Annotated in this window: 19 protein-coding genes; 8 read left to right on the plus strand and 11 right to left on the minus strand. The window is 63.2% G+C overall.

Annotation, left to right across the window (positions count from 1 at the left end; translation table 11 throughout):
* Positions 1 to 182: 182 nt before the first annotated feature.
* From KJQ96_RS20625 to petA, 6 genes are all read right to left on the minus strand, one after another.
* Positions 183 to 722, minus strand: coding sequence for an adenine phosphoribosyltransferase (locus tag KJQ96_RS20625; protein WP_057841738.1), 540 nt, complete (start codon positions 720 to 722; stop codon positions 183 to 185).
* A gap of 16 nt (positions 723 to 738) precedes the next feature.
* Positions 739 to 2,904: an anthranilate synthase component I gene (locus KJQ96_RS20630; RefSeq protein WP_213288385.1), complete on the minus strand. Its 2,166-nt coding sequence runs from the start codon at positions 2,902 to 2,904 to the stop codon at positions 739 to 741.
* Between the two features lie 412 nt (positions 2,905 to 3,316).
* Positions 3,317 to 4,219: an NAD-dependent epimerase/dehydratase family protein gene (locus KJQ96_RS20635; RefSeq protein WP_213288386.1), complete on the minus strand. Its 903-nt coding sequence runs from the start codon at positions 4,217 to 4,219 to the stop codon at positions 3,317 to 3,319.
* Between the two features lie 33 nt (positions 4,220 to 4,252).
* Positions 4,253 to 4,927, minus strand: a complete 675-nt coding sequence (locus KJQ96_RS20640) for a dienelactone hydrolase family protein (RefSeq protein WP_213288387.1) — start codon at positions 4,925 to 4,927, stop codon at positions 4,253 to 4,255.
* 143 nt (positions 4,928 to 5,070) lie between these two features.
* Positions 5,071 to 7,143 (minus strand): cytochrome c1, encoded by a 2,073-nt coding sequence (locus tag KJQ96_RS20645; protein WP_213288388.1) that lies wholly within the window; start codon positions 7,141 to 7,143, stop codon positions 5,071 to 5,073.
* Between the two features lie 67 nt (positions 7,144 to 7,210).
* A complete protein-coding gene (gene petA, locus KJQ96_RS20650) occupies positions 7,211 to 7,741 on the minus strand; it encodes a ubiquinol-cytochrome c reductase iron-sulfur subunit (protein ID WP_057841864.1) in 531 nt (176 codons plus the stop codon).
* 276 nt (positions 7,742 to 8,017) lie between these two features.
* Between petA and KJQ96_RS20655 the strand changes: the two genes are divergently transcribed.
* From KJQ96_RS20655 to KJQ96_RS20685, 8 genes are all read left to right on the plus strand, one after another.
* Positions 8,018 to 8,503 (plus strand): tRNA (cytidine(34)-2'-O)-methyltransferase, encoded by a 486-nt coding sequence (locus KJQ96_RS20655; protein WP_057841743.1) that lies wholly within the window; start codon positions 8,018 to 8,020, stop codon positions 8,501 to 8,503.
* Complete coding sequence (gene queE / locus KJQ96_RS20660; RefSeq protein ID WP_213288389.1) at positions 8,500 to 9,132, plus strand: 7-carboxy-7-deazaguanine synthase; 633 nt, start codon at positions 8,500 to 8,502, stop codon at positions 9,130 to 9,132. Before KJQ96_RS20655 ends, queE begins: the two co-directional genes overlap by 4 nt.
* 16 nt (positions 9,133 to 9,148) lie before the next feature.
* The gene (locus tag KJQ96_RS20665; protein ID WP_213288390.1) at positions 9,149 to 9,514 is read left to right on the plus strand and encodes a 6-carboxytetrahydropterin synthase; all 366 of its coding nucleotides are present in this window, start codon (positions 9,149 to 9,151) and stop codon (positions 9,512 to 9,514) included.
* Between the two features lie 6 nt (positions 9,515 to 9,520).
* Positions 9,521 to 10,405, plus strand: a complete 885-nt coding sequence (gene hemF, locus KJQ96_RS20670; RefSeq protein ID WP_213288391.1) for an oxygen-dependent coproporphyrinogen oxidase — start codon at positions 9,521 to 9,523, stop codon at positions 10,403 to 10,405.
* 69 nt (positions 10,406 to 10,474) lie between these two features.
* On the plus strand, positions 10,475 to 10,828 hold the full coding sequence (locus KJQ96_RS20675; protein ID WP_213288392.1) for a YodC family protein: 354 nt from the start codon (positions 10,475 to 10,477) through the stop codon (positions 10,826 to 10,828).
* A gap of 73 nt (positions 10,829 to 10,901) precedes the next feature.
* On the plus strand, positions 10,902 to 11,255 hold the full coding sequence (locus tag KJQ96_RS42060) for a hypothetical protein (RefSeq protein WP_375293188.1): 354 nt from the start codon (positions 10,902 to 10,904) through the stop codon (positions 11,253 to 11,255).
* Between the two features lie 12 nt (positions 11,256 to 11,267).
* Entirely contained in the window at positions 11,268 to 11,627 is a 360-nt protein-coding gene (locus KJQ96_RS42065) for an HAD family hydrolase (RefSeq protein WP_375293190.1), read from the plus strand.
* 157 nt (positions 11,628 to 11,784) lie between these two features.
* Positions 11,785 to 12,825 (plus strand): hypothetical protein, encoded by a 1,041-nt coding sequence (locus KJQ96_RS20685; protein WP_213288393.1) that lies wholly within the window; start codon positions 11,785 to 11,787, stop codon positions 12,823 to 12,825.
* Positions 12,826 to 12,831: 6 nt separating this feature from the next.
* Here the strand turns inward: KJQ96_RS20685 and KJQ96_RS20690 are convergent, their stop codons facing one another.
* From KJQ96_RS20690 to KJQ96_RS20710, 5 genes are read right to left on the minus strand one after another with little or no spacing between them, the layout of a single operon-like run.
* Positions 12,832 to 13,593 carry a sulfite exporter TauE/SafE family protein gene (locus KJQ96_RS20690; RefSeq protein WP_213288394.1) on the minus strand — a complete coding sequence of 254 codons (762 nt, stop codon included), beginning with the start codon at positions 13,591 to 13,593 and terminating at the stop codon, positions 12,832 to 12,834.
* Positions 13,590 to 14,849, minus strand: a complete 1,260-nt coding sequence (locus KJQ96_RS20695) for a CCA tRNA nucleotidyltransferase (RefSeq protein WP_213288395.1) — start codon at positions 14,847 to 14,849, stop codon at positions 13,590 to 13,592. Before KJQ96_RS20695 ends, KJQ96_RS20690 begins: the two co-directional genes overlap by 4 nt.
* On the minus strand, positions 14,846 to 15,109 hold the full coding sequence (locus tag KJQ96_RS20700) for a DUF6111 family protein (RefSeq protein ID WP_065745882.1): 264 nt from the start codon (positions 15,107 to 15,109) through the stop codon (positions 14,846 to 14,848). The genes KJQ96_RS20695 and KJQ96_RS20700 overlap by 4 nt, the downstream gene beginning before the upstream one ends.
* Positions 15,106 to 15,768 carry a CoA pyrophosphatase gene (locus KJQ96_RS20705; RefSeq protein WP_375293191.1) on the minus strand — a complete coding sequence of 221 codons (663 nt, stop codon included), beginning with the start codon at positions 15,766 to 15,768 and terminating at the stop codon, positions 15,106 to 15,108. The genes KJQ96_RS20700 and KJQ96_RS20705 overlap by 4 nt, the downstream gene beginning before the upstream one ends.
* A gap of 8 nt (positions 15,769 to 15,776) precedes the next feature.
* The gene (locus tag KJQ96_RS20710) at positions 15,777 to 16,418 is read right to left on the minus strand and encodes a DUF1285 domain-containing protein (RefSeq protein WP_213288397.1); all 642 of its coding nucleotides are present in this window, start codon (positions 16,416 to 16,418) and stop codon (positions 15,777 to 15,779) included.
* Positions 16,419 to 16,518: the final 100 nt, after the last annotated feature.

A 16,518-nucleotide genomic window follows, 5' to 3' on the forward strand; every position in this document is an offset into this window, starting at 1 on the left:
CCGCACGCGACCCGAGTCAATCCGCCGCACCAGATCTGTGCATGCCCTAGTGCGAACGCAGGGACGACGTTGTTCTCGCGGTTGAGGCGACATGGCTGACGCTTTTTCTACCAACTAATGACGGTGCCTATGGGTCCCTGCTTTCGCAGGGACGATCGCGGAGAGTTTCGCGCGCAAAAAACTTAATGCCCCTCGAACGCCATCAGTGTACGCACTGGCACTTCCATCGCGCGCAGCTTGGCGGCGCCGCCGAGATCGGGCAGATCGATGATGAAGCAGGCCGCAACCACGTTGGCGCCGATCTGGCGCAGCAATTTCACCGCGCCTTCCGCGGTGCCGCCGGTGGCGATGAGATCGTCGACCAGGATGACGCGCTCGCCGGGATGGACCGCGTCGGCATGCATTTCCATCTCATCAAGGCCGTATTCCAGCGAATAGGCGATCCGTACGGTGGTATGCGGCAGCTTGCCTTTTTTCCGGATCGGCACGAAGCCCGCGGAAACCTGATGCGCCACCGCGCCACCGAGGATAAAGCCCCTCGCCTCGATGCCGGCGACCTTGTCGATCTTCAATCCCGCCCAGGGCTGCACCAGCTCATCGACCGCACGCCGAAAGGCGCGCGCATCCGCCAGCAGCGTCGTGATGTCGCGAAACAGGATGCCTTTTTTCGGGTAATCCGGAATGGTGCGGACGGTGGCCTTGATGTCGTGATCGAATGTCATCGGTATCTCGCAATCCTCAATTGACTGGCGCATTCAGACGAAAGGCATTCTCGACAATGCGCAGTCCCACCTCGCCGCCGAGCGACATCAGCGATTCCGGGTGAAACTGCACGCCGCCGACCGGCAAGGTCTTGTGTTCGATCGCCATCGCGACGCCGTCCTCGGTGGTCGCGGTGACTTCGAGAACATCGGGCACGCTGTCGCGCTCGACATAGAGCGAATGATAGCGGCCGATCACGATCTCGTTCGGCAGGTTCTGCATCAGCCGTCCGCCGCGCACCTGAACCCGCGACGGCCGTCCATGCGCGGGCTGGGTGAGCTGACCGAGCTGGCCGCCAAAATACTCGCCGATCGCCTGCACGCCGAGGCAGACACCGAAGATCGGCAGTTTTCGGTCGAGCGCCGTTCCAATGGTCTTCGAGATTCCAAAATCCTCCGGGCGACCGGGGCCTGGCGATAGTACCAGGAGATCCCAGCCCTTCCGCTTCAGCATCTCCTGTGCATGCACGTGCCGGACCACAGTTACGCTTGCGCCGACCTGCCGGAAATAATCCGCCAGCATATGAACAAAACTGTCGTCGTGGTCGATCAAGAGCACCTTGCGGCCCGAACCGGTCGCGTCGGGCGCAAAGGTCGACAGCGGCTTCGGCGCGTCGCCCCGCAGCGCCTGGAACAGAGCGGCCGCCTTCACCTGGCACTCGCGGTCTTCGGCGGCCGGATCGGAATCGAACAGGCAGGTGGCGCCGACGCGCACTTCGGCCAGCCCATCCTTCATGCGGATGGTGCGGATGGTCAGCCCGGTGTTGATGCTGCCGTCGAAATTCACCGCGCCGATGGCGCCGGCGTACCAGCGCCGCGACGAACGCTCATTGTCCTCGACGAACTGCATGGCCCACAATTTCGGCGCACCGGTCACGGTAACTGCCCAGGCGTGCGTCAGGAAGGCATCCAGCGCATCGAAGCCCGGGCGCAGCATACCTTCGACGTGGTCCACGGTGTGGAACAGCTTCGAATAGGTTTCGATCTGCCGCCGCGCCAGCACCTTGATCGTGCCGGGGACGCAGACGCGCGCCTTGTCGTTGCGGTCGACGTCGGTGCACATGTTGAGCTCGAACTCGTCCTTTTCCGAGTTCAGCAATTGCCTGATTTGCTCGGCATCGCCGATCGCATCGACGCCGCGCGCAATCGTGCCCGAAATCGGGCAGGTCTCGACCCGGCGGCCGTCGGAGCGCACGAACATTTCCGGCGAGGCCGACACCAAAAATTCGCCGTCTCCGAGATTCATCAGCGCGCCATAGGGCGACGGGTTGATGCGGCACAGCCGCTGGAACACCTCCGCCGGCGAACGCTCGCAGGGCTCGGCGAAGAGTTGCCCCGGCACCGCCTCGAACAGGTCGCCACGCGCAAACGCCGCACGCGCGACCTCGACGGTTGCCTGATATTCGCCAGGTGCGTGATCGGCGAATCCCTGCCGCGGCGTTTTGGCGTAAACGCTCTCGGCGGTGTCGCGCGGTAGGCCCTGGGTGGACTTTCCCTTCCAGGAGAAATCGTAGCTCAACACCACGCCACGGCCGGTGGCACGGTCGTAGGCCAGAAGGCGATCCGGCACGTAGAGCACGATATCGCGCTGGTCAGCCTCGCGCGCCCGCTTCTGCACGAGGTCCTCGATCTGGAACACGAGGTCGTAGGCGAAGGCGCCGAACAGGCCGAGCAGCGGATCGTCGTTTGCGGTGAAGGCGGCGACGAGATCGCGCACCAGCGACATCACGCTGGCACGGCGGGTGCGCTGATCTTCCTCGACCGGCGCGGCGCCGCGGATGATGTGGCCCGCCAATCGCCGGTCGCTCCGCTCCGAAATGACGACGCAGGGCTCGCGCAGTACATCGCCGAGGAAGGCGATCAGCACCTCGCCGCGCGCGTTCAGCGCTTGGAGCGAGAAATTCGAGCCGGCCGTTTCCAGCACCAGCGGCGGATCGGCAAAGCCGAGGTCAAAGCTTTCGTAACGCCCCGGCACCGTCGTGCCGGAGGACAGCACCACGCCACGGCGGCGATCGAGCAGCTCGATCAGGTCGTCAAGGCGCTTGGCGTTGCCGGTGAACTGCTCGACGGCGCGCGAAATCGCCAGACCGCCGCTGGTCCGGTATTCGCTGTGCTCCGGCAGGGAGAAGGCTGTCCTGTTCATGTGATCCTCTTACGAAACCTCGGGAGGGCGCGCCACACAGGACAAACGAAGGAACCGTCGCACTGCGATGGCGACCTTCGACGATTGAAAAAATGAAATCGCACCGGCCACCTCTTAGGAGGTGCGCCACCAGAGACGGCAGGGGGCAACAACGGTGCTCATGGGAACCTAATCACCATCCGGCGGAGGCGATGTCAAGGGAGGGATGGGCCGGGACGCCCGCCGCAAGCCCAACTTTGGGTGGTTAGCCGTCAGAAGTGTCGCCCAACAACCGCGTCGTCCCCTGCGAACCGCAGGCCCCATAACCGCAGGGAGCGGTCGTTGCGCGAAGTCGTCGAAAGCCTTGCTAAAATGAGAGGCCGCGGCGTATGGGTCCCTGCGTTTCGCAGGGACGACAGCTGGGTTTGCGGCGCTACTCCCGATAACACCCGCTCTCGATCTCCTCGATCAGTCCCCGCGCCTTCGGCTGCCATCCAAGCTCCTGTCGCGCGCGTTTTGCCCGCACCCTGCTGTTCGACGCCATCGTGTCCTCGGCCGTGCCCTCGCCCCATTCGGCGGCGGCTTCGGCCATCGACATCGCCGTCGGCGGCCCTGCAAAACTCAGCATACGGTTGATGGCCTCGCACGCTTCACGCATTGAGCTCTCGCCGTTCTCGGCGAAATAGAAGCTACCTGCCGGCGCCTTCTCGATGGCAAGCGCGTAGAGCGTCACGAGATCGTCGACATGCACGTTCGACCAGATGTTCTCGCCGGGCCCGGCATGCGCCGCGTTGCCACGTTTTTTTGCGAGATTGATCAGCAACGGCACCTGCACGCTGTCAGGTCCTGCGCCAAGGCCTCTGCCATAGATCAGGCTCGGGCAGATGATCACCGGCCGACATTCGTTATCGCGATGGGACAGAATGAACTCGTTCAGCGCGACCCGCGCTGTGCGCGCGGGCGATGGCGTAACGGGGGTGTCTTCGTCGAAGATCGCATCCGATCGCTGGCCCTTGGCGCGGGTGCCGACGATGCTCGATCCCGATGTGTGGATGAACGGCTTGCCGCTTCCGGCGAGCGCGCCGAGCAGGCTCTCGACCGCGCCTCTGTGGTCGGCGCTCGCCGCATTGACGACGACGTCGGCGGCCTGCGCCGCTTGCGCCAGAATGTCCTTGTCGTCGAGCGTTCCCAGCAAGGGCTTGATGCCTCGCGCGCGAACCGCCTCGGCCTTTTCAGGCGAGCGAACCAATCCGGTCACCTGATGTCCGGCGGCAATGAGATGAGCCGCAACCGAACCGCCGATATAGCCCGATGCGCCCGTGCAGAAGATTTTCATGCGCGGCCAACCCTTCGCCGAGATGCGCTCAACTTAACCTAGATGCTTCCTGAAAAAGTCCGCCGCCCGGCCCCAGGCAAGCTCGGCGGCCTGGCGGTCATGCACGGCCATGCGCTGCTCGTTCACGAAGGCATGTTCGGCATCGTAGCGGAACAGCTCGAGCGACTTGCCGGCGTCCTTCATCGCCTTTTCGAAGGCGTCGACCGCGGCCGGCGTGCACCAGTCGTCCTTGTTGGCGAAATGCGCCTGCAGCGGGATTTTCACGTCGGCAGGTTTGGCGGCCTGCTCCGGCGGGATGCCGTAGAATACGACACCCGCCGTGAGCTCCGGAATTTTGGTGGCGCCGATGATGGTTACGGCGCCGCCGAGGCAGAAGCCGGTGAGCCCCACCTTGGCGCCGTTGCGTGCGAGATATTGCGCGGCGCCGCGTACATTTTGGGTAGTGGCGTCCATGAAATCCAGCGAGTTCATCTGCGCATTGGCCGCGTCCGTATCGTGATACGGCACCACGACGCCCTTGTAGAGATCAGGCGCCAGGGCATCGAAGCCGGCCACCGCAAAGCGGTCGCACAGGCCCTTGATGTTCTCCGACAGGCCCCACCATTCCTGCACTACCACCACGCCCGGCGCGTTGCCGCGCGCGGCATTGGCGAGATAGCCGGCGGTTTCCTTGCCGTCCGGACGCTTGAAGGTGATGTGGGTGCCCATGAGTTCCTCCGCTGACTTCTCGATCGGTTGCAGCCATTTTGGCCGCTGCGGGATCGAGACGCAATCGCCCGCCGGCGCATTGCTGGGCCCAACAAAAAAGCCCCCGAAGGGGCCTTTCCGAATTCATGACGCTTCAACGAAGCTCAGTGCGCATTAGCCCAGACCTTCTTCTTGGTGAAGTACAGCAAGACGGTGAGCAGGATCAGGAACACGAACACCTGCAGGCCAAGTTGCTTGCGCGCCTCCATGTGCGGCTCTGCGGCCCACATGAGGAAGTGGGTGACGTCCTTGGCATACTGCGCAACCGTGGCCGGCGAGCCGTCGTCGTAGGTAACCTGACCATCGTTCAGCGGCTTCGGCATCTTGATGGCGTGGCCGGGGAAGTAGGTGTTGTAGTAGGAACCCTCCGGCAGATTGAAGCCGGCCGGCGGCTTGTCCTCATAGCCCTGCAACAGCGCCGTGACGTAGTCCGGTCCCTGCTCCTGATACTGGGTGAAGAAATCGATCAGGAACATCGGGAAGCCACGGCTGTAGCTGCGCGCCTTGGTGATCAACGACAGGTCCGGTGGAAAGGCGCCGCCATTGGCCGCGCGCGCCGCCTGCTCGTTGGGGAACGGCGACGGGAAATAATCGGCGGGCCGACCCGGCCGCTCGAACATCTCGCCCTGGTCGTTCGGGCCGTCCTTGACCTTGTATTCGGAAGCGAACGCCTGGGCCTGCGCCACCGAGTAACCGGGACCGCCGGCTTCGGCGAGATTGCGGAAGGCGACGAACGACAGGCCATGGCAGGAGGCGCAGACCTCCTTGTAGACCTTCAGACCGCGCTGCATGGCGCCGCGGTCGAACTTGCCGAACGGGCCCGAAAACGACCATTTCTGCGCCGGCGGCTTGGTGCTGCCTTCGGCGGCGCGAGCGGTCTCGGCGCCGCCCAGGAACAGACCACCGGCCACCATCAGAGCGATCACGGTCGATACCATCGGCGCCGGCTTGCCGCCCGTCTTTGCCAGCACGTCGTCCGCGATCGAGTTCGGCACCGGGCGGGGCTTCTCGATCCGGGCCAGCAACGGCAGCAGGATCAGGAAATAGGCGAAGTAGAGGAAGGTCAGGATGCGGCCGACGATGACATAGATGCCCTCCGGCGGCTGGGCGCCGAGATAGCCAAGGCCGATGCAGACGACAACGAACATCCAGAAGAACTGCTTGGCCAGCGGACGGTATTTCGACGAGCGCGTCTTGGCGCTGTCGAGCCACGGCAGGAAAGCCAGGATGATGATCGCGCCGAACATCGCGACGACACCGGCGAGCTTGTTCGGGATCGAGCGCAGGATCGCGTAGAACGGCAGGTAGTACCATTCCGGCACGATGTGCGCGGGCGTTACCGCGGGATTGGCCGGGATGTAGTTCTCGGGGTCGCCGAGATAGTTCGGCATGTAGAAGATAAACCAGGCAAAGAACAGCAGGAAGCAGGAGACACCGAACATGTCCTTCATGGTCGCGTAAGGCGTGAACGGCACCGTGTCCTTTTCCGTCTTTGCCTCGACGCCGGCCGGATTGTTCTGGCCCGCCACATGCAGTGCCCAGATGTGCAGCACGACGACGCCGGCGATCACGAACGGCAGCAGGTAGTGCAGCGAGAAGAAGCGGTTCAGCGTCGGATTGCCGACGGCATAGCCGCCCCACAACAGCGTTACGATGCTCTCGCCGAAATAGGGCACGGCCGAGAACAGGTTGGTGATCACGGTGGCACCCCAGAAGCTCATCTGGCCCCACGGCAGCACGTATCCCATGAAGCCGGTCGCCATCATCAAGAGATAGATGATGACACCGAGGATCCAGAGCACTTCGCGCGGCTCCTTGTACGACCCGTAATAGAGGCCGCGGAACATGTGGATGTAGACCGCGAAAAAGAACATCGACGCGCCGCTGGCGTGGATGTTGCGCAGCAGCCAGCCGTAATTGACATCGCGGACGATGAGTTCGACCGACTTGAACGCCATGTCGGCATGCGGCGTGTAGTGCATCGCCAGGATCACGCCGGTCAGGATCTGCACGCCCAGCATGAACGAAAGGATGGCGCCGAACGTCCACCAGTAGTTCAGGTTACGCGGCGTCGGATACGCCACGAACGAGGAGTGCATGAGTCCCATGATCGGGAGGCGCCGTTCGATCCACTTCAAGGCGGGATTGGTCGGCTGGAAATCGGATGGTCCGCTCATTGATGCGATCCTGAGGAAGTAAACGACGCAACGGCTTAAGGGAGGTCTCGGACTGGCGTCCGAGCCCTTAGCCGATCTGGATTTTGGTATCGGAAACGAAGGTATAGGGCGGCACGGCCAAGTTGGTCGGCGCGGGCCCCTGCCGAATCCGGCCCGACGTGTCGTACACCGAACCGTGGCACGGACAGAAGAAGCCGTCGTACTGGCCCTCATGGGCGATCGGGATGCAGCCGAGGTGGGTGCAGATGCCGACCACGACCAGCCACTGGTCATGGCCCGGCTTGACCCGTTGCTCATCGCTCTGCGGATCGGGCAGGCTCGATACCGACACCGCGCGGGCCTCTTCGATCTGCTTCTTGGTCCGGTGGCTGATGTAGATCGGCTTGCCGCGCCAGAACACCTTGATGTCCTGCCCTTCAGCGATCGGGGTCAGATCGACCTCAATCGGCGCACCCGCCGCGACCGTGGAGGCATCCGGATTCATCTGGGAAACCAGCGGCACCACCGTGGCGGCCCCGCCTACGGCGGCGACGGCTCCCGTTGCAACATAAAGGAAATCACGGCGTGTCGGATTGTCCGCCGAAGACGCTGTCGTCACGATCTCAAGCCCTTTCTTGTCTGCAGCCAGCGGAACCGCCCCGGACACACGAAAGCGCGCCCTGAGAGAGGCTGCCGGCGCCCGCGGCCCCCGCGGCGGCAGAAAAACCGCTTTTCCTCCCCCATTCCGGCGGAACAAGCAGTCCAGAATCGTTCTATTGGCACCCTTGCCGAGAGAGCGCAAGCCCGCTATCGGCTCGCAAGCGTGCAATGCACTAAATCTGCGCCCGACCGTGATTATTCAGTCATTTCATCCGCGCTTCCGAAGCCCTACTCTATGCATATAGCGCTTTTCCAGCCTGACATTCCCCAGAACACGGGGACGATTCTGCGTTTGTGTGCGTGCCTGGACGTGGCGGCCCATATTATCGAGCCGGCGGGGTTTCCGATCTCGGACCGGCATTTCCGTCGAGCGGGAATGGACTATCTCGATCATGTGGCCATTACCCGTCATGACTCATGGTCAAAATTCGAGCAATGGCGTAACGAAGCGGGCTTCCGGCTGGTGTTGTTTACGACCAAGGCGGCCAGTTCCTATCTGGATTTCCGCTACGAGAGGGACGATGTCCTACTATTCGGGCGGGAATCTGCAGGGGTTACGGATGAGGTCGCGTCCGCTGCAGATGCGAGGCTGGTGATCCCGATCAGGCCGGGCTTGCGCTCGCTCAATGTGGCGATGGCGGCTGCCATGGCATTGGGCGAGGCGCTGCGGCAGACCGGTTCCGCGCTTCCGGAAGGGCTGCGGTCCAAGGAGAGATGGTGAGCTACGCGGTCAAGGAAATATTTCTGACCTTGCAGGGCGAAGGCGCGCACGCCGGCCGCGCGGCCGTGTTTTGCCGTTTCTCCGGCTGCAACCTCTGGAGCGGCCGCGAACAGGACCGCGTGAGCGCCACCTGCCAGTTTTGCGATACCGACTTTGTCGGCACCGACGGCACGCTCGGCGGCCGCTATGCCACGGCGGACGAACTCGCCGACACCATCGCCGCGCAATGGACCGGCGAGAATATCAACCGCTACGTGGTCCTGACCGGCGGCGAGCCTCTGCTGCAGGTCGATTCCCCCTTCATCGATGCGCTGCACGCACGCGGCTTCGCCATTGGCATCGAGACCAACGGCACGATCGAACCGCCCGAAGGGATGGACTGGGTCTGCGTCAGTCCGAAAGCCGGCGCCGATCTCGTGGTGCGCCGCGGCCACGAATTGAAGCTGGTCTATCCGCAGGCGGGCGCAGCGCCGGAAGATTTTGCGAGGCTCGATTTCGAGCGCTTTTCGCTGCAGCCGATGGATGGACCCGACGTGCTCGAAAACACCGCGCGTGCGGTCGACTACTGCCTGCGCCATCCGCAATGGCGGCTCAGCCTGCAGACGCACAAGACACTCGGCATCAGATAGGATCCAGATTTTCAAGATGTGGGAACTGACGAAATCGTTTCGCTTCGAAGCTGCGCATTCCCTGAAGGGAACGACCTTCGGCGCGGCCAGCGAGGAAATTCACGGCCACTCGTTTCGCGCCGAAGTGAGTGTGCGCGGCACGCCCGACCCGGAAACCGGCATGGTGCTCGATCTCGGCCTGCTCGAACGCAGCATGGAAGAAGTTCGGAAAGTACTCGACCACAAGCTCCTCAACAAGGTCGAGGCGCTGGGGACGCCGACGCTGGAAAACATTTCGCGCTACATCTTCGAGCGGGTCCAGCACGCAGGCAAGGTCACCCGCGTCAGCGTTCATCGCGACAGTTGCAACGAGAGCTGCACGTATTTCGGGCCGCAGGGCTGAGCTCCAATGGACATGTCAGTCATCGAGGATCGCAAGACGCGCGCGAGAGCCTGGTTCGAAGCGTTGCGCAACGATATCTGCGCGGCCTTCGAAAAGCTGGAAGACGACGCGCCGCCCGCCCTCTATCCCGGCGAGGCCGGCCGCTTCCTGCGCACGCCCTGGGACCGCACCGACCACACCGGCAAGCCCGGCGGCGGGGTGATGTCGATGATGCGCGGGCGGCTGTTCGAGAAGGTCGGCGTGCACTGCTCGACCGTGCATGGCGAGTTCGCACCGGAATTCCGCGCGCAGATACCCGGCGCGGCCGACGATCCCAGGTTCTGGGCGTCGGGCATTTCGCTGATTGCGCACATGCGCAACCCGCATGTGCCGGCGGTTCACATGAACACCCGCTTCGTGGTCACCACCAAGGCCTGGTTCGGCGGCGGGGCGGATCTGACGCCGCTGCTCGACCGCCGGCGCACCCAGGATGACCCCGACACGCTCGCCTTCCATCAGGCGATGAAGGAGGCCTGCGGGAGATCGAACGGCGTTGCCGATTACGACAAGTACAAGAAATGGTGCGACGAATATTTCTATCTGCCGCACCGCAAGGAAGCGCGCGGCATCGGCGGCATCTTCTACGACTGGCACGATTCAGGTGACTGGGACGCCGACCTCGCCTTTACCCAGGAGGTCGGCCGCGCCTTCCTGAAAATCTATCCTGAACTGGTCCGCCGCAATTTCGCCCTCCCCTGGAATGCCGCCGACCGCGAGGAACAGTTGGTCCGGCGCGGGCGCTACGTCGAGTTCAACCTGCTCTACGACCGCGGCACGATCTTCGGGCTAAAGACTGGCGGCAATGTGGATTCCATCCTCTCGTCGATGCCGCCGGAGGTAAAGTGGCCATGATCGCATGATCGGGTTGTCATGACTGATCGCTATGGTGCGATTCGTGTCATGTAATCCGAGGAGTAGATCATGGATTTGAAACCAGGCGACGTCGTCATTCTGAAGTCCGGCGGCCATCCTCTCAGTGTGGTGGAGGTCAAAGACGGCAACGTTGCGTGCGTATGGATGGGCAATGAAGGCGATCTGTTCCGCGAGACGCTGCCGCTTGCCGTCCTAGAGCTCGCCGAAGCCGATACGTCGGAGGACGACGAAGACGAAGAAGACGACGAAGAAGAAGACGACGAAGACGAGGACGAAGAGGAAGCCGAGGACGAGGAAGAGGACGACCGCGCCAACAAGGTTGCGTTAGGCAGTTTGTTTGACGCCGCCGGGCTACCATGGTCCGGCGGCGTGGTTTCCCGGGATTGGACCCGGTGCGGGTGATCTGATATTCGCGGCAAAGTCCGCCGCTGCTTCCCGCGGCCGATGACGCTTGAAGTGAGATGGCCGCGAAACAATGACCCACCTGCCCCGTGCGATGCTGATCGATATGGACGACACCATCCTGTCGGCCTATGGACGTCCGGAGATCGCCTGGCACAATGTCACGTCCGAGTTCGCCGCCGAGTTCGGGCCCCTGACCTCGCAACAGGTTGCCGCCGCCGTTCTGGATTCCGCGCGCAAATTCTGGGCTGTTGCCGAAGCCGAATGGCGGCTCAAGCTCGACGAAGCGCGGCGCGTCACCGTCAGGAACGGATTTGCTGCGCTTGCCGAAGACGGCCCCGTCCTGCCTGAAGACCTCGCGATACGGTTGGCAGACCGCTTTACCGCCTACCGTGAAGAGGAAATGCGTCTTCCCCGGCGCGCATGACGCCATCGACGAATTGAAGGCACGCGGCGTGAAGCTGGCGCTGGTGACGAACGGCGCCGCCGGCGCCCAGCGTGCCAAGGTCGAACGCTCGCGCTGTCGCACCGTTTCGATCACATCCAGATCGAGGGCGAGCACGGTTTCGGCAAGCCGGACGAGCGCGCTTATCTGCACGCGATGCAGGCGCTCGGCGTCACCGCGCCCGAGACCTGGATGATCGGCGACAATCTGGAATGGGAGGTGGTGGCGCCGCAGCGGCTCGGCATCTATGCCATCTGGATCGACGTGCATGGCGACGGCCTGCCGCCGGATTCCACCGTGAAGCCCGACCGCATCATCCGCTCGCTGACGGAACTGCTGCCCCGCCAGGGTTGACGGCCCAAGAGCTGACGGCGCCCCTGAAGTCCCCGCCGCTCCCCGCCCATCACACGATCGCGTGTAGTGTGAGTTGTCTCACAGTGCCGAGGCTGACAATCCCAGATTGTGTCGAGATTGGTTCAAGGTTGAAGTCCACGGGTTGGGGAGTTCACCGATGCCGAACGACAGCACGCATGACATCGCACCGAAAGCCGCCCCGCTCAGGTGGATCTGGAAGTTTAATCACGGGCTCGACATCGTCAAAGGCCTGTCGCTGTTCACGGTGCTGAGCAGCCTCTTGGTCGGCTACTTCCAATATCTCAATGCCTATCAGGAGAAGGTGAGCAGCCAGGCCAGGGAAGACATGAACTCGGCCGCCGCAACTTTCACGGAGATCTCACACGCGTTCTCCAAAATGCAGGGGTTGCAGCAAACCCTTTACACCGATTTCGTGCGCGCCGTCGACGAGAAATCCGATGCCAGCGACAAGGCGCTGGCCACCAAGAACGCGCAGGCGATTTCGGAACGTTATGAGAAAGCACGGAACGAACTCCGTGAAAACATCGACCTCCTCACGCGAAAGGCCGAAATCTACATCGACTGGGCCAGCAATACATATCGCGATCCGGCCGAGAAGCGTAACGTCAATGACGATCCGCTGTCACGACGGGTGTTGCGCGACTATGCCTTCGATTGTTCCGACAAGTTCAATTTTCCGGCCTTCGGAAACGTGCATGCGCCGGACGACGACACGCCGCCCAAGGAAGTCGCCGACGACAAATATTGCGCGATGGCCGAAAAACGTGGCGTTGACGATACGACCAAACCGAAAGACGCGTTCATCCGAATCTGCGCCGGCCCTCAAGACAGGGCAGCAAAGCGAATCTACTGGTACAGCGCCAAACACCATGTCCTGACGATGCATTACTGCGTTGAGGCCGCGCACAACAAGCTGGCGGCAGCGCGGCAATGGGCCGCCGGGAGCGTCGGCGACGCCGAGAAGGAAAGCGATATTCTCCAGGGAGAAAAGGAGATCAACGCCGAACTGGACGATCTCGCTGGCCGGATCAATGCGTTCAGCAGTCTGGCACTGTATCAGTTGGAGCAAATTCGGGTGAAGTATCGCCCGGCCGGCCTTTGGTGCAACGTGCCGTTTGTCTGGAACATATCAAGCTTGAACTGCTTCCCGATCCGCACGGCGTCGCTCACGCATTAACACCGATCACTGCCGCAGCGCCGCGGTGATCATGACGAGGCCGCCGACAATCACCGCGGCGTCGAGGATCGCAGTATGGATCTGCACCGGCATGCGCTCAACGAAGGCCTTGGCGAGGAACGCGCCGGAAATTGCAATGGCGCCGATCAGGAGCGCGAAGGCAAGCACCTGTGCAGTGACGACGCCGGCAAGGCCGAACACCGAAATCTTGATGAGACCGGTCACGACCGAGATCAGCGCGTCGGTAGCGATCACGGCAGCTCCCTCGAGGCCGGACGCCATCAGCAACGACAGCAGGATCACCCCGGAACCTGATGTGCCGCCGACCGCCACGCCATAACCCACCGCACTCACGCCAAGGCCGGTATCGCCGATCTTGATATCGCGGTGCTTGGCCAGCCGGCGTAGCGGCACGCTTAGGATCAACATGCCGCCGATCACCAACGCCGCGCCGGCACTGGTCAGCCGCGTGTAGCCATAGGCGCCGAGCGCCGTCGTCAGCATGGCGGCGCCGATCACGATCAGCGCACGACGCCGGTCGGCGTAGCGAAAATACGCCACGAAGCGGCTGATATTGGTGAAGATTGCCGAGATCGCGATGATCGGCACCACGGGCTCGGCGCCGACGAGCGGCACCAGCACCAGCGGCATCAAGGCGCCGGTACCATAGCCGGCAAGCGCGCCGACGACGGAGGCCAATAGCGCCATGCCTCCAACCAGCACGAGTTGACCGAGCGAAACATCGGCAAACCCGGCCAGAATATTCACAGCCGGTGATCGCGGGTGAAACGGGCGGCGGCCTGGTCGGCGATCGCGGCAAGGGCGGATGGTTCAAGCGGAAAATCGGCGGCCAGCCAGGCGTCTTCCGCAAGCGCCAGCACGTGACCGAGGCCGGGACCTTCGGCAATGCCGCGGGAGATGAAATCGGCCGCCTTCAGTGGAAATTTCGGCGCGCTCCAGCGCTGCGGCAAGGTTGCAAGCACATGCCAGCGCGCGGCGCCATTACTGACGCCGCCTGCCCGCGCCCATGCCAGCATCAGCCGGTCGCGGTAGGGATCTTCGCCGAGCCGATAGAGAAGCTGCCGCGCCCGCGCGTCGTCCTTGCTTGCAAGCCGCCACCAGCGATGGCCCATCGAATCCAGCGCTTTGGTTTCCGCGTTGGAAAGCCGAAGCCGCGCCGAGACGCGCCTGGCGTCTTCGGTGACGGCGACCGTGAGCGCGGCGAGCCGGCGCACGGCACTCGGCGGCAGGCCCAGCGCCCGTTCGGCCGCGATCATCGCCGCGAATGTCCCCGTGTAGGTGACGCCGCCGAAGATCAGGAGCAGCAGGCCGGCATCCGCCATCGCCTGCACTGCAACCGCGGCGCCTTCCGCGATCAACAGCTTCAACATCTCCATGCGCACGCGTTCGGCGGAAAGGCTCGAAAGCCCGGCGCGCCCGTCGATGCAGGCGAGATATCCGGCACGGTCGGGCTCGCCCGCCCCATAGGCTGCATGCATGCGAAAGAAGCGCAGGATGCGCAAATAATCCTCAGCGATGCGCTGGCCGGCGTCGCCGATGAAACGCACGCGTTTGGCCTGGATATCGGCAAGCCCGCCGACATGGTCATGCACGACGCCCTCGGCATCGACCGAAAGCCCGTTGATGGTGAAATCGCGCCGTTCCGCATCGCGAACCCAGTCGCGCCCGAACGCGACCCTGGCCTTGCGGCCAAAGGTCTCGGTGTCCTCACGCAAGGTCGTGACCTCGAATGGGTGGGATTCGACGACCAGCGTGACCGTGCCGTGGTCGATCCCGGTCGGGACGCATTTGATGCCGGCCGCCTTGGCGCGGCGGACGACCTCGTCGGGCAACGCTGTCGTCGCGATATCGATGTCGCCGAGAGGAATTTTCAGAAGCGCATTGCGCACGGCGCCGCCGATCACGCGGGCTTCCTCGCCATCGCCATTGAGCAACGCAAGCACGCGCGCGGCCGGACCGGATCTGAGCCAGGGCGCGTCCGACAGCACGCGTGCCTCGCTCATTTCTCTCCTCCGTGAACCAGCTTGCCGTCCTCCAGATGCGCCGGAACATAGGTCGAATTCGGCGGCGCGCCGGAGAACTGCGCCAGCAGCACGAAGCTGATCGCAACCAGCAGCAGCGACCCCAGCGCCAGTTTGGCGACAAGATGTGCCGGCCAGGAGGAGGACGCGAAGACGCCGGAACGGGTGGCAATCAGGAACAGTGCGTAGGCCACGAACGGGATCAGGAATATTGCGATTTCGGTCAAAATCGGACGGATCATGCGAGATAAATCCGCTCATATAGCACGCGCAGGATGCCCGCGGTCGCACCCCATATGTAACGCTCGGCGAACGGCATGGCGTAATAGGAGCGCTCCATGCCGCGGAATTCCTTGGAATGGATCTGATGGTTCTCGGGATTCATCAGGAACGCCAGCGGCACCTCGAAGGCGTCGACCACCTCGCCTTCGTTGATCGTCAGCTCAAAGCCAGGCTTCACACGCGCCACCGTCGGCAGGATGCGAAACCCGAAGGCGGTTCCATAAAGATCCAGATAGCCGATCGGCTCGATGAACTCGCGCTTGAGGCCGACTTCCTCCTCTGCCTCGCGCAAGGCGGCATCGAGCGGGGAAGCGTCGATTGCGTCGATCTTGCCGCCCGGAAAGGAAATCTGGCCGGCGTGGCTGGAAAGATGCGGCGAGCGCTGCGTCAGCAACACCGTCGGCTCGCGGTGATCGACCACCGGGATCAGCACCGCCGCCGGGCGAACCGGCTGCTCGCGCGCCACGATCTCGAGCATGCGATCATTGCCCGCATCGCCCGTCTTCGGAATGACATTGGGATCGATCAGGCCGGGCGGCACGTCGAAGTTCAGCCGGGTCTTGCTTCGCGCAAAGAATTCCGTCGAGCTGATCGGAGCCGCCTCCATCTTCGTCAGCATCGGCTCGTTCAAACCGCATCCCTCACCTGCTTCGCGTCCGCCATGGCAAAGAACTCGCCGCCGGACTCGACGCCGAACATCGGCTGACCATCGACCATCCGCTCCTCCCCCATGTCAACCAGATCGTAATAGAGCGCGCGCGTCACCTTCGCCCACAGATCGGCGCGGACGTGCAGATAGGGCGTCAGCCCGCCGTCGGCGGCCATCTCGAAGCGCAGGCGATGGGCGGAATCGCATGGCACCCAGTCGTCAACGTTGGTGCGGAAGCGCAACAGCCGGCCGCGATCGCCGGCCTCGTTTTGCATCTCCACTGCCAGGAACGGCGCATCGTCGACGCGGATGCCGACCTTCTCGACCGGGGTAACGAGAAAGTGCTTGCCGTCCTCGCGCTTGAGAATGGTCGAAAACAGCCGCACTAGCGCCGGCCGCCCGATTGGCGTCCCCATGTAGAACCACGTCCCGTCGCCGGCGATTCGCATGTCGAGATCGCCGCAGAACGGCGGATTCCACAGATGGACCGGAGGCAGTCCCTTCCCGGCCGTCGTGCCATTGACGGCTTCCCTGGCGGCGGCCGTCAGCCCTTCGATGCCCTTGCCGTCAGAATCATTGCCTTCGTGCCGTTGGCCGCTGGTTTGCCCTTGCTTCGCCATTGTTTGCCCTGAGTCTCGGCGCGTCGATTGGCACGATTGGTGCACATATACCGAGATATGTGTTCCCGACGATTTGTGTCCGTACTATTGCGGATCAAGT

This window comes from Bradyrhizobium sp. sGM-13 (assembly GCF_018398875.1).
Classification (GTDB): domain Bacteria; phylum Pseudomonadota; class Alphaproteobacteria; order Rhizobiales; family Xanthobacteraceae; genus Bradyrhizobium.